Origin of the sequence: uncultured Thiothrix sp., assembly GCF_937876535.1 — a bacterium.
In the GTDB taxonomy this organism is placed as follows: Bacteria; Pseudomonadota; Gammaproteobacteria; order Thiotrichales; family Thiotrichaceae; genus Thiolinea.
On record NZ_CALFHZ010000019.1, the window covers coordinates 269,432 to 283,605 of the forward strand.

10 protein-coding genes and 4 tRNA genes are annotated in these 14,174 nt (G+C 46.2%); all 14 read right to left on the reverse strand.

The features are described 5' to 3' along the window. Positions 1–17 precede the first annotated feature (17 nt). The 14 genes from rpsL to Q0230_RS11990 all read right to left on the reverse strand — a co-directional run bounded on the left by rpsL (position 18) and on the right by Q0230_RS11990 (position 14,119). The gene (gene rpsL / locus Q0230_RS11925) at positions 18–392 is read right to left on the reverse strand and encodes a 30S ribosomal protein S12 (protein ID WP_298610304.1); all 375 of its coding nucleotides are present in this window, start codon (positions 390–392) and stop codon (positions 18–20) included. A gap of 209 nt (positions 393–601) precedes the next feature. Further along, positions 602–4,795, reverse strand: a complete 4,194-nt coding sequence (gene rpoC, locus Q0230_RS11930) for a DNA-directed RNA polymerase subunit beta' (RefSeq protein ID WP_298610305.1) — start codon at positions 4,793–4,795, stop codon at positions 602–604. 32 nt (positions 4,796–4,827) lie between these two features. After that, positions 4,828–8,907, reverse strand: a complete 4,080-nt coding sequence (rpoB, locus tag Q0230_RS11935; protein ID WP_298610306.1) for a DNA-directed RNA polymerase subunit beta — start codon at positions 8,905–8,907, stop codon at positions 4,828–4,830. A gap of 140 nt (positions 8,908–9,047) precedes the next feature. After that, the gene (rplL, locus tag Q0230_RS11940) at positions 9,048–9,425 is read right to left on the reverse strand and encodes a 50S ribosomal protein L7/L12 (RefSeq protein WP_298610307.1); all 378 of its coding nucleotides are present in this window, start codon (positions 9,423–9,425) and stop codon (positions 9,048–9,050) included. 27 nt (positions 9,426–9,452) lie between these two features. Continuing rightward, positions 9,453–9,971 (reverse strand): 50S ribosomal protein L10, encoded by a 519-nt coding sequence (gene rplJ, locus Q0230_RS11945; protein WP_298610308.1) that lies wholly within the window; start codon positions 9,969–9,971, stop codon positions 9,453–9,455. Positions 9,972–10,229: 258 nt separating this feature from the next. Next, on the reverse strand, positions 10,230–10,928 hold the full coding sequence (gene rplA / locus Q0230_RS11950) for a 50S ribosomal protein L1 (RefSeq protein ID WP_298610309.1): 699 nt from the start codon (positions 10,926–10,928) through the stop codon (positions 10,230–10,232). After that, positions 10,929–11,360, reverse strand: a complete 432-nt coding sequence (gene rplK / locus Q0230_RS11955) for a 50S ribosomal protein L11 (RefSeq protein WP_298610310.1) — start codon at positions 11,358–11,360, stop codon at positions 10,929–10,931. 52 nt (positions 11,361–11,412) lie between these two features. Then, positions 11,413–11,946 carry a transcription termination/antitermination protein NusG gene (gene nusG / locus Q0230_RS11960; RefSeq protein ID WP_298610311.1) on the reverse strand — a complete coding sequence of 178 codons (534 nt, stop codon included), beginning with the start codon at positions 11,944–11,946 and terminating at the stop codon, positions 11,413–11,415. Next, entirely contained in the window at positions 11,946–12,350 is a 405-nt protein-coding gene (gene secE / locus Q0230_RS11965; RefSeq protein ID WP_298610312.1) for a preprotein translocase subunit SecE, read from the reverse strand. Before secE ends, nusG begins: the two co-directional genes overlap by 1 nt. 80 nt (positions 12,351–12,430) lie before the next feature. Beyond that, positions 12,431–12,506 (reverse strand) — tRNA-Trp (locus Q0230_RS11970). 70 nt (positions 12,507–12,576) lie between these two features. After that, positions 12,577–13,767, reverse strand: coding sequence for an elongation factor Tu (gene tuf / locus Q0230_RS11975; protein WP_298610301.1), 1,191 nt, complete (start codon positions 13,765–13,767; stop codon positions 12,577–12,579). Between the two features lie 30 nt (positions 13,768–13,797). Beyond that, positions 13,798–13,873: transfer RNA gene (locus tag Q0230_RS11980), tRNA-Thr, on the reverse strand. Positions 13,874–13,904: 31 nt separating this feature from the next. Continuing rightward, positions 13,905–13,978: transfer RNA gene (locus Q0230_RS11985), tRNA-Gly, on the reverse strand. A 56-nt stretch (positions 13,979–14,034) separates the two neighbouring features. Beyond that, positions 14,035–14,119: transfer RNA gene (locus tag Q0230_RS11990), tRNA-Tyr, on the reverse strand. Positions 14,120–14,174 lie beyond the last annotated feature (55 nt).

A 14,174-nucleotide genomic window follows, 5' to 3' on the forward strand; every position in this document is an offset into this window, starting at 1 on the left:
CTAGGATCTCTATTCAATTACTTCTTAGGACGCTTAGTGCCGTATTTAGAGCGGCCTTGCTTGCGGTCTTTAACACCTTGGGTATCAAGACTGCCACGGACAGTGTGATAACGCACACCGGGTAAATCTTTAACACGTCCGCCGCGAATCAATACCACAGAGTGCTCTTGCAGATTGTGGCCTTCACCACCGATATAGCTAGTGACTTCAAAACCATTGGTTAAGCGTACACGCGCTACTTTACGTAATGCCGAATTCGGCTTTTTCGGGGTAGTGGTATACACGCGAGTGCAAACACCACGACGCTGCGGGCATGCTTCAAGAGCAGGCACGTTGCTTTTATCAACTATGCTTTTGCGCGGTTTGCGCACCAACTGGTTAATCGTTGCCATTAAAAAAATTTCTCCTAACCCACATGAGGATATGCTTTGCTTGCGATACCCCATAAAAACAACAGACCGAATATCCGGTCTGTCTAAGGTCGCAAGATTTTAGGGATGGCTCAAGCATCTGTCAAGGCAAGATTACCAAACCCTGTAATTAAACCTCCTACTCGGCCTTACTTCCGAATAGGAGTCAGTAGTTTTACAGCGAAACTGAGTTATTCAGCTTCATAAGACTCGTCCGCAGACGGACTAAAACTTTCATGACGCACTGCAAAGGCATCTTCCAAAGCGAACGGATCACGTTGGCGACGACGAGCTTCATGATAGGCTAAACCAGTACCGGCTGGAATCAAGCGACCAACAATGACGTTTTCTTTCAAGCCACGTAATTCATCACGTGCGCCACGAACAGCCGCATCTGTCAGAACGCGCGTAGTTTCTTGGAATGACGCTGCAGAGACGAAAGAGTCAGTAACCAAGGAAGCCTTAGTAATACCCATCAAGACGCGATCGAACTTGATAGGTAATTTGGCTTCTTCCAGTAACTTTTTATTCGCCTCTACGACACGCCAGTAGTCAGTCTGCTCACCACGTAAGAAGTCGCTATCACCTGGATCAATTACATCGACCTTGCGCATCATTTGCCGAATGATGACTTCAATGTGTTTATCATTGATTTTTACACCTTGCAGGCGATAAACGTCTTGGATCTCTTTCACGAGGTATTCAGCCAGAGAGGTTGCGCCTAATAAGCGTAAAATGTCATGCGGGTTCGGCTCACCATCAGCGATAATTTCCCCACGCTTGACTTTTTCACCCTCGAACACGTCAAGGTTACGCCATTTTGGAATCAACTCTTCGTATTGCTCACCATCCTCATCGGTGATGATAATCCGCTGTTTACCTTTGGTTTCTTTACCGAAGGAAATAGTCCCAGTCTTTTCCGCCAGAATCGCACCATCTTTTGGACGACGCGCTTCAAATAAGTCCGCAACCCGTGGCAAACCGCCTGTAATATCGCGAGTTTTCGAAGAGGCTTGTGGCAAACGCGCTACCACCTCACCGACCTTTACGTTAGCACCATTCGTGGTAGTAACAATCGTGCCTGCTGGTAATGGATACTGCACTGGAATCTTAGTACCTTCGAAGAAAATACTATCACCATGCTCATCCAATAGACGTACCGTAGGACGTAAGTCACGACCACTACTTGGACGGCTTTTTGGATCCATGATCTCAATCGAAGACAAACCAGTGATTTCGTCAACCTTGGTTTGTACCGTGATATTGTCCAAGAATTCGATAAAGTCGATACGCCCTGAAACCTCAGAGATAATCGGATGCGTATGTGGATCCCACTGCGCGACTGTTTGACCTGCAGTAACGGTATCGCCTTCGCGTACCTTCAAAGTAGCACCATAAGGCAGTTTATAACGCTCTTTGTCACGACCGTTATCGTCAACAATACCCAGTTCACCTGAACGCGATACCGCAACTAAGTTACCTTGTTCATTCCGTACTGTTTTAACGTTGATCAGATGGACTTTACCGGCTGACTTCACTGCAATACCACTTTCAGCAGCGGCTCTACTGGCAGCACCACCAATGTGGAAGGTACGCATGGTCAACTGTGTACCTGGCTCACCGATGGACTGTGCTGCAATAACCCCAACAGACTCACCTTTACCAACCAGAATACCGCGGGCAAGATCACGACCATAGCATTGACGGCAAACCCCATAACGCGATTCGCAAGTGATACCAGAGCGCACTATAATTTCGTCGATACCGAGCTGGTCAATTTTCTCGACCCACTCTTCATCGATTAACGTACCTGCTGGTAAGACAGCCTCATCGTTACGCACAACATCTTGAGCCACTACACGGCCTAAGACGCGCTCTGCCAAACCCTCAACCACATCGCCACCTTCAATGATGGGGCGCATTAACATACCTTTGGTAGTGCCACAGTCATCCATGATGACTGCCATGTCCTGAGCAACATCTACCAAGCGACGTGTTAAGTAACCAGAGTTTGCTGTTTTAAGAGCAGTATCCGCCAAACCTTTCCGCGCACCATGCGTTGAGATGAAGTATTGTAATACCGTCAAACCTTCGCGGAAGTTAGAAGTAATCGGTGTTTCAATGATCGAGCCGTCTGGCTTGGCCATCAGCCCACGCATCCCAGCTAACTGGCGAATCTGCGCTGCAGAACCCCGCGCACCAGAATCAGCCATCATAAAGATCGAGTTAAAGGAAGGTTGAGTCACTGTCTTCCCTTCTGCATCAACCACGGACTCGTTACCAATTTTCTCCATCATCGCTTTGGCGACTTTTTCATTGGTACTCGCCCAGATGTCAACAACCTTGTTATAGCGCTCACCTTGAGTAACCAGACCGCCTGCGAATTGCAATTCAATTTCCTTGACTGCATCATCGGCCTCCGCTAGCAGATGCACTTTCTTCTCAGGAATGATCATATCATCAGAGCAGAAAGAAACGCCTGAGCGGGTTGCATAACGATAACCGGTATACATCAATTGGTCAGCGAAAATAACTGCCTCTTTCATCCCCACATGGCGATAGGACTCATCCAATAGGCGTGAAATTGCCTTCTTCTTCAATACCGTATTGAAGATTTCGAACGGCAAGCCTTTCGGCATGATCGTAGTCAGAATTGAGCGACCGACTGTAGTATCAATTAAACGTGTACGCTTAGTGAACTCACCATTTTCTTCTTTAACGTAATCGGTAATCCGGACTTTCACTTTCGCATGTAAAGAGGCGTTACCGGTTTCATATGCACGTTGCGCTTCTTGTGGATCAGCAAAGACCATACCTTCGCCTTTCGCCCCAATCGCTTCGCGTGACATATAGTACAAGCCAAGAACGATATCCTGAGATGGCACAATAATTGGCGCACCATTCGCAGGTGACAACACGTTATTGGTCGACATCATCAAACTGCGCGCTTCGAGCTGGGCTTCCAATGACAAAGGTACGTGTACCGCCATTTGGTCACCGTCAAAGTCTGCATTGAATGCTGAACAGACTAAAGGGTGCAACTGAATCGCTTTACCTTCAATCAAGACGGGTTCAAAAGCTTGAATACCCAAGCGGTGGAGCGTAGGTGCACGGTTCAGTAAGACTGGGTGCTCACGAATGACTTCAGCGAGGATATCCCAAACCTCTGCCGTTTCACGCTCAACTAACTTCTTTGCGGCTTTAATCGTAGTGGCTAAACCACGGCGCTGTAATTTACCGAAAATGAACGGCTTGAATAATTCCAAAGCCATTTTCTTTGGCAGACCGCATTGATGCAGACGCAAAGTTGGGCCAACCACGATGACCGAACGCCCCGAATAATCAACCCGCTTACCTAACAAGTTCTGACGGAAACGGCCTTGCTTACCCTTAATCATGTCAGATAAGGATTTCAATGGACGTTTGTTAGAGCCGGTAATTGCGCGACCACGACGACCATTATCTAAGAGCGCATCCACAGACTCTTGTAACATCCGCTTTTCGTTACGCACGATAATATCAGGTGCGTTCAGCTCTAACAGACGCTTCAAACGGTTGTTACGATTGATCACGCGGCGGTACAGATCATTCAAATCTGAAGTTGCAAAACGACCGCCATCCAAAGGTACTAATGGGCGTAAATCCGGTGGTAATACAGGCAGCACATTCATAATCATCCACTCAGGACGATTACCAGAAGACACGAAGGACTCCATGACTTTTAAGCGTTTGCCTAAACGCTTCAGCTTAGTTTCAGAGCCAGTTTCATTGATCTCTTCACGCATCTTGGCGATTTCATGCTTAAGATCAATGCTTGACAACAAGCCTTGGATCGCTTCAGCACCCATTTTCGCCTCAAATTCGTCGCCAAACTCTTCAACCGCCTCTAAATAAGCCTCGTCTGTGAGCAAGGAGCCGCGCTCTAAAGTCGTCATGCCTGGTTCAGTGACCACGAAGATCTCAAAATAGAGAATGCGTTCAATGTCACGTAAAGTCATATCCAGCATCAAACCGATACGAGACGGTAAGGACTTTAAGAACCAAATATGTGCAACGGGGCTGGCTAAATCGATATGCCCCATGCGGTCACGACGGACTTTAGTTTGAGTAACTTCAACACCGCACTTTTCGCAAACCACACCCCGATGTTTCAAACGCTTGTACTTACCGCACAAGCATTCAAAATCTTTCACCGGGCCAAAGATTTTTGCGCAGAACAGACCATCCCGCTCTGGTTTAAACGTACGGTAGTTAATGGTTTCTGGCTTTTTAACTTCGCCATAAGACCATGAACGAATCACTTCAGGGGAAGCGAGGCCGATACGAATCGCATCGAACTCTTGAATTTCCTGCTGTTGCTTATAAAGGTTTAATAAATCTTTCATCGCTATTTTTCCGCCTGCTGTATTCGGTCAAATTACTCTCTTTCCAGCTCGATATTTAAACCGAGAGAACGGATTTCTTTCATCAAGACATTAAAGGACTCCGGCATGCTGGCTTCCATATAGTGGTCGCCATCCACGATGTTCTTATACATCTTATTCCGGCCATTCACGTCGTCTGATTTCACGGTAAGCATTTCTTGCAAGGTATAAGCGGCACCATAAGCTTCCAGTGCCCACACTTCCATCTCACCAAAGCGCTGACCACCGAACTGTGCTTTACCACCCAGAGGTTGCTGAGTCACCAAGCTGTAAGGACCAGTAGAGCGCGCATGCATTTTATCATCAACCAAGTGATTCAATTTCAGCATATGCATGTAACCCACAGTCACAGTACGTTCGAAGGCATCGCCGGTACGACCATCATATAAACGCGCTTGACCACTTTCTGGTAAATCAGCCAACTTCAACATCGCTTTGATTTCAGCTTCATCTGCACCATCAAAGACTTGTGTAGCCATCGGCACGCCTTTACGCAGATTACCTGCCATTTCTAGAACTTCGGTATCTGTCATTTCAGACAAATCACCTTGACGTGGATTACCACCCGTTTCGTAGATTTCGGTGAGGAACTTGCGCACTTCATCGACTTTGGCTTTCGCATCTATCATCCGGCCAATTTTATGCCCCAAGCCTTTCGCAGCCCAACCTAAATGGGTTTCCAAGACCTGACCTACGTTCATCCGCGAAGGAACACCCAACGGATTGAGAACGATATCGACAGTCTGGCCGTTTTCTAAATAAGGCATATCTTCGACGGGAACAATGCGTGACACCACACCCTTATTACCATGACGACCCGCCATCTTGTCACCCGGTTGCATACGGCGCTTCACAGCGACATACACTTTCACCATTTTCAAGACACCTGGTGCTAAATCATCACCTGCAGTCAACTTATCACGTTGTTTCTGTAAGCGAATTTCATACTCTTTCTTCTTCTCAGACATCTGAGTAGCTAGAGTCTCAAGCTGAATATTTAAGTTGTCATCTTGCATACGCAAAGAGAACCACTCATGACGTGGTACAGCAGCTAACTGCTCTTGCGTAACGAGAGTGCCTGCTTTCAAGCCCTTCAAACCGCCATCAGCGACTTGACCGACCACCATTTTAGAAACCCGCGCAAATACGTCGCCTTCATAGATCCGCAATTCATCCAATAAGTCTTTACGAACCTTTTTCAAGTCCTCTTCTTGGATAGCTAAAGCCCGTGCGTCCCGTTCTACTCCATCACGAGTAAAGACACGCACATCAATCACTGTACCTGTCATACCCGTAGGTACGCGCAGGGAGCTATCCTTAACATCAGACGCTTTTTCGCCGAAGATAGCGCGTAATAACTTTTCTTCTGGAGTTAATTGGCTTTCACCTTTAGGTGTCACCTTACCTACCAAAATATCGTTAGGCTTTACTTCAGCACCGACATGAATAATCCCGCATTCATCTAACTTGGCTAATAAGCTTTCGCTGACATTTGGAATATCCGCAGTAATTTCTTCAGGCCCTAATTTAGTGTCACGCGCTAGACAAGACATTTCTTCAATATGGATCGTCGTATAACGATCTTCATCGACCACGCGCTCAGATAACAAAATCGAGTCTTCGAAGTTGTAACCATTCCACGGCATGAAAGCGATGAACATATTCTGACCTAAAGCCAACTCGCCTAGATCGGTCGAAGAACCATCCGCTAAGACATCACCACGGGCAACTACGTCGCCTACTTTCACAATTGGACGCTGATTAATACAAGTGTTCTGGTTCGAACGGGTATATTTAATCAGGTTGTAAATATCAACCCCACCACGCTCATCCGCTTCATCATCATGGACGCGTACCACTACACGACCAGCGTCAACCGAATCAATTACCCCACCGCGGCGGGCTGCGACTGTTGAACCAGAGTCAACCGCAACCGCACGCTCCATACCCGTACCGACGATAGCTGTTTCAGCGCGTAAGCAAGGCACAGCCTGACGTTGCATGTTTGAACCCATCAGGGCGCGGTTCGCGTCGTCATGTTCCAAGAACGGAATCAAGGACGCCGCTACTGATACGATCTGCTTCGGTGAAACGTCCATGTACTGCATACGATCAGATGTCATGGTGGTGAATTCATTCCGATAACGGCAATTAATGAATTCTTCCAGGAAAGCACCCTTTTCATCTAAGTCCGCATTCGCCTGTGCGATTACATACTGAGACTCTTCAATCGCTGACAAATAATCGATTTCACGCGTTACTTTGCCATCAACGACACGACGATACGGCGTTTCTAAGAAGCCATACTCATTCGTACGTGCATAGACTGACAATGAATTGATCAAACCAATGTTTGGACCTTCAGGCGTTTCAATCGGGCAGACACGACCATAGTGCGTTGGATGAACGTCGCGCACCTCGAAACCTGCACGCTCACGGGTCAAACCGCCAGGGCCTAAGGCTGAAATACGGCGCTTGTGAGTCACTTCAGATAATGGATTGTTTTGATCCATGAACTGCGATAACTGGCTTGAGCCGAAGAATTCTTTAATCGCAGCAGACACTGGCTTTGAATTCACCAATTCTTGCGGCATTAAACCTTCGCTTTCTGCCATGGTTAAACGTTCTTTAACCGCACGCTCAACCCGCACTAAACCTACACGGAAGGCATTCTCAGCCATCTCGCCCACGCTACGAATACGACGATTGCCTAAATGATCAATATCGTCCACATCATCGCGACCGTCGCGAATATCAATCAGCTTTTTCAGAACTGCTAAAATATCTGCTTGATCCAATACGCCGCTGCCGGTCGATTCCTCACGACCTAAGCGACGATTGAATTTCATCCGGCCTACCGCAGATAAGTCATAACGCTCATCGGTAAAGAACAGATTATTGAATAGGCTCTCAGCCGATTCTTTCGTAGGTGGTTCACCAGGACGCATCATCCGATAGATTTCAATCTGCGCCTCTAATTTGGTACGAGTCGGATCAATATTCAAGGTATTAGAAATGAAAGGACCACGATCCAAGTCATTGGTATAGAGAATATCAAACTCAGCAACACCATTATCACGGAGCTTATTGACCAACTCTTCGGTTAGCTCAGAGTTAGCCTCTGCCACTAGCTCACCCGTTGCTGTATCAATAATATTATGTGCCAGCACTTTGCCGTACATATATTCTTCAGGTACCGCTAATTTGCTGATACCACTTTTTTCTAATTGACGAATGTGTTTGGCCGTAATACGACGACCTGTTTCAACAATCACATTCCCATCTAATAGAATATCAAAAGCAGCTAATTCACCACGCAAACGCTCAGGTACTAGATCAATTTCTACACCTTTATCCAGCAAATGAACTTTTACATTCTCGAAGAAGTAATCAAGAACTTGTTCATTTTCCATCCCTAAAGCGCGCAACAGAATAGTCGAAGCTAATTTGCGTCGACGGTCAATCCGCACATAAATACTGTCTTTAGGATCAAATTCGAAATCTAACCAGGAACCACGGTAAGGAATAACACGAGCACTGTGCAATAACTTGCCTGCCGTGTTCGATTTACCTTTATCGTGCTCAAAGAACACACCGGGTGAACGGTGTAATTGCGATACGATAACCCGCTCAGTACCATTAATAATAAAGGTACCTTTATCAGTCATCAGTGGCAATTCGCCTAAATAAACATCTTGTTCTTTAATCGACTTAACGACTTTAGCTTCAACTGGTGCTTCTTTATCATGAATCACCAAGCGCAATTTGACGCGCAAAGAAGCAGCATAAGTTAAGCCACGTAACTGACATTCATAAACGTCGAAAACAGGTTCAGCTAACCGATAATCCACATATTCAAGTGTGATATAGTTATTGTAACTTACAATCGGAAAGACTGAAGAAAAGGCAGCGTGCAGGCCTGTAGCAGAACGCTCTTGTACAGGCCGATCCAGTTGCAAAAACTGCCGATAGGACTCCAACTGAATAGTTAACAGGTCGGGTACTTCCAGAATCTGCTCACGTTTACCAAAGTCTTTGCGGATCCGTTTTTTCTCAGTGTAACTTAGTCCCATTGTGCTTCCTCAACTGGAATCAAAATCTTATCTGTCATTTAATGTCTGACAAGCGACAAAAGGCCGACAGTGCAAAACACTGCCAGCCTTGGGATTTTTTGAACTATTAGAAGTTGCTTAAAATCATCCTAACCTCAAGATTACTTGAGTTCGACCTCAGCACCTGCTTCTTCCAGCTCTTTCTTAATCTTGGCAGCATCTTCTTTAGAAGCGCCTTCTTTAACAGTAGAAGGAACACCTTCAACCATGTCTTTCGCTTCTTTTAAGCCTAGACCGGTAATACCACGGATAGCTTTAATAACGTTGATCTTGTTAGCGCCAAAGCTCTTCATGATAACGTTAAATTCAGTTTGCTCTTCTACTGGAGCAGCCGCTTCGCCACCACCAGCAGGGCCAGCAGCTACTGCAACTGCAGCAGTTACACCGAATTTTTCTTCGATAGCTGAAATCAAATCAACGATTTCAGTTACAGTCATGTTGGCAATTGCTTCCAACATATCGTCTTTTGTACAGGCCATGTAAATCTCCAAAACCTTTGTCAGTAATTACTCTACGCTAACGCCAGTGGCTTCAGCTTTTTGGTCACGCACTGCAGCAAGTGTGCGAGCAAACTTGTCGAGAGGCGCACGAATCGCAGCCGCCAAAGTAGCGATTGCTTGTGAGCGAGTCGGCAATTTCGCCAGACGCTCCAACTCAGCAGCTGGCAGCATTTTTCCGTCGATAGCGACGAATTGAACTGCTAACTTGTCGTTGGCTTTGTCTTTCAGGAAGTCTTTAACCAGACGCGCCGCAGAACCTGGATCTTCTTGAGAAAATGCCAGAATCAGTGGGCCTTTCAAACCGTCTTGGATACACTCAAAAGCAGTACCTTTAACAGCAATACGCGCCAGATTATTCTTCACTACACTTAGATAAACTCCACCTTTACGTGCGTTTTTGCGCAGTGTGGTGAGTTGTGACACGGTCAATCCACGGTACTCAGCAGCAACCGCAGAATGAGCACTTGCAGCAACTGCGGCCACTTCAGAGACAATCTCTTTTTTCTCTTCCAGTGTTAATGCCACGTTATCTACTCCTGGTTTGGTGGTTAATCCACCAGTTATCAATCTCAACTTAAAAGCTTAAGTTAAGAAGGAAACAGCGCCCCAAACCAGTTACTGACTCGGGAAACGCCATCTGCGCAGGTTCTCTACATAAAATGCAGAACTATTAAGTTATTGAAACGCCTGCGGTCTTTGACGACATACAGCCTTGTATATCTCAATGCTTTTCAGCTACTTACTTCCTTGTAAGTATGGTTTGAGTTCTCGAACTCAAAATCTTTATTGAGCGGTAACGCTCGCTTGATCTACTTTTAAGCCCGGCCCCATAGTCGTGGACAAAGCGATACCTTTCAGATAAATACCTTTAGAGGTAGATGGCTTCATTTTGACTAAGTCAGTGACTAAAGCTGCTAAGTTTTGTGCTAAGGCTTCAGTACCGAAACTAGTATTGCCGATACCACAATGGATGATACCTGCTTTATCAGTACGATAACGAACCTGACCTGACTTAGCATTTTTCACTGCTTCAGCGACGTTTGGAGTTACTGTCCCTACTTTAGGGTTAGGCATTAAGCCACGTGGACCTAAAATCTGGCCTAATTGACCAACAACACGCATTGCATCTGGACTAGCGATAACCACATCGAAATCCATTTTGCCTGCTTTAACTTCAGCCGCTAAATCATCGAAACCGACGATATCTGCACCAGCTGCTTTCGCTGCTTCTGCATTAGGGCCTTGAGTAAAGACTGCGACACGCACGGTCTTGCCATTGCCATTTGGTAATACAGTAGAACCACGTACCACTTGATCAGATTTACGCGGATCAACACCTAAATTGATAGCAACATCAACGCTTTCAGTGAACTTAGCAGGTGGCAAAGACTTTAATAAATCTAAGGCCTCAGTTACTGCGTAAACTTTAGTGCTGTCTACTTTTTCGTTAATTGCTTTTTGACGCTTAGTTAGCTTTGCCATTTATACGCCCTCTACTTCTAAGCCCATACTACGTGCAGTACCCGCAATGGTACGGACGGCAGCATCTAAATCAGCAGCTGTTAAGTCTGGCTCTTTAGTCTTAGCAATTTCTTCTAATTGTGCACGGCTGATCTTACCAACCTTATCGCTGTTTGGACGAGCGCTACCTGATTTCAAGCCCATCGCTTTTTTCAACAATACTGAAGCGGGTGGAGTTTTAGTAATAAAGGTAAAGCTTTTATCGCTATAGACAGTGATAACGACTGGAATTGGCATACCGACTTCCATGCCTTGAGTAGCAGCATTGAAGGCTTTACAGAATTCCATAATATTCACACCTTTTTGACCCAATGCAGGACCAACCGGTGGACTCGGATTAGCTTTACCAGCAGCAACTTGCAGCTTAATATAGCCGGTTACTTTTTTTGCCATTTTGATTTACCTATGAATGGGTACAAACGCCTCACGGCTCCCCGTTGTGCAATCAGGTTTTCTCGACCTGATAGAACTCCAGCTCAACAGGCGTTGAGCGACCAAAAATTTGTACTGCGACTAACAGGCGGCTTTTTTCGTAGTTAACTTCTTCAACTACGCCATTAAAATCCTTAAATGGACCATCATTGACACGAACAACTTCGCCTGCATCAAATAAAACTTTAGGTTTAGGTTTATCGACACCTTCTTCTACCCGACGCAGAATATTGTCGACTTCTTTTTGAGTAATCGGTGCGGGTTTATCCCCAGAACCACCAATAAAACCTAAAACACGCGCGGTATTTTTGACCATATGCCAAGTTTCATCATTCATTTCCATTTGGACTAATACATAGCCTGGAAAGAATTTACGCTCACTGCGACGCTTTTGGCCTTCACGCATTTCAACAACTTCTTCGGTAGGGACTAAAATCTCACCGAACTGCTCTTCCATGCCGAAACGCACTACACGCTCTTTCAAAGAACGTTGTACTTGCCCTTCAAATCCAGAAAAGGCCTGAACCACATACCAACGCTTAGCCATCAACCACCTCCTAGCAAGGTTTTCACACCCCAGCCTAGAAGCATATCTACCAGCCAGAGGAAGAGAGAAAGCAATAGGACAATTACCATCACCATCAAGGTTGTCTGCATGGTTTCAGCGCGAGTTGGCCATACCATCTTGCGGACTTCCATCCGGCTATCTTTCAAGAAGGTAATTAAGCCACGCCCTTTTTCAGTCGTTGCTGCAATACCGACTGCTACTGCAACAAACGCCAATAAACCTAAAACACGAACTAAAACTGAAACTGCCTCACCTTTCCAAGTTGCGAAATAGTAGAAGCCACCGATGCCCACTAACAGTAAAACAAAAGCTAAAATAAGTTTTACTGTATCGAGTGAGGACGTTTGTTGTTCAGCTTTTAAAGACATAATTTTTTGATACAACCTAAACAGCCTAAATGACTTTATACAAAGACTTGCACAAAGATAAGCTAGAATTTGTAGAAAGCCATCTTGCTAAAAGATGGCAGGCCAAGAGGGAATCGAACCCCCAACCTGCGGTTTTGGAGACCGCCGCTCTGCCAATTGAGCTATTGGCCTAACAAACGAGAGGACGGGAGTTTACATACTCCCGCCATATTCTGCAACTAATTAATTGAGTATTGTTAGCTTACTCAACAATTTTAGCGACGACACCAGCGCCTACAGTACGACCGCCTTCACGGATCGCAAAACGTAAACCATCTTCCATCGCAATCGGATTAATCAGTGTGATTACCATCTTCACGTTATCACCAGGCATGACCATCTCAACGCCTTCAGGTAATTCGCAAGCACCAGTCACATCCGTGGTACGGAAATAGAATTGTGGACGATAGCCATTGAAGAAGGGAGTATGACGTCCACCTTCTTCCTTAGACAAGACGTACACTTCAGCTTCGAATTTGTTGTGGGGCTTAATAGTGCCTGGTTTGCACAGAACTTGACCACGTTCAACGTCATCACGCTTAGTACCACGTAATAACAGACCAACGTTATCGCCCGCTTGACCTTGGTCTAGCAGTTTACGGAACATTTCAACGCCCGTAACAGTTGTAGAGGTGGTAGCACGAATACCCACGATTTCTACGGTTTCACCCACTTTGATCACGCCGCGCTCGATACGACCGGTCACAACCGTACCACGACCTGAGATGGAGAAGACGTCTTCAACCGGCATCAAGAAAGCACCGTCAATCGCACGCTCAGGTTCTGGGATATAAGTATCTAAGGCATTGATCAGTTCAGCGATAGACGGTTCGCCAATCGGTGAGGTGTCACCTTCTAAGGCGGCACGCGCTGAACCTTTGATAATCGGGGTGTCATCGCCTGGGAATTCATAGCTGGATAACAGCTCACGCAGTTCCATCTCAACCAGTTCTAACAGCTCTTCATCGTCCACTAGGTCACATTTGTTCATGTAGACCACGATGTAAGGAACACCGACTTGGCGAGATAATAGGATGTGCTCACGTGTTTGTGGCATGGGGCCGTCTGCTGCGGAACACACCAGAATCGCGCCGTCCATTTGTGCAGCACCCGTGATCATGTTTTTAACATAGTCCGCATGGCCGGGGCAGTCGACGTGGGCATAGTGGCGGTTTTCTGATTCATATTCTACGTGTGCCGTAGAAATGGTAATACCCCGTGCTTTCTCTTCTGGAGCCGCGTCAATTTGGTCATACGCTTTCGCTTCGCCACCAAATTTACGGGATTGAACCACTGTCAAAGCCGCGGTCAAGGTCGTCTTGCCGTGGTCTACGTGTCCTATCGTTCCGACGTTCACGTGCGGCTTTGTGCGCTCAAATTTACTCTTTGCCATCTCGAAAACCCCTAAGAAGGATCAATAACTTGGTGCTCTTGGGCAGAATCGAACTGCCGACCTCATCCTTACCAAGGATGCGCTCTACCATCTGAGCTACAAGAGCGTAAATTTTTAAACGACTCAGCCACACTAGTTGGAGCGGGTGATGGGAATCGAACCCACGCCATCAGCTTGGAAGGCTGAGGTTCTACCATTGAACTACACCCGCTTAATTTATTTCGCATTAGCACGAAACGTTAAACGTGCGCACCAAATCAAAAAATATGGTGGAGGGGGAAGGATTCGAACCTTCGAAGGCAGAGCCAACAAATTTACAGTCTGTCCCCTTTGACCGCTCGGGAACCCCTCCGACTGGAAAGGCGCATAGTGTGATTTAACCGCTTTCTTTTGTCAACTCAAGACTT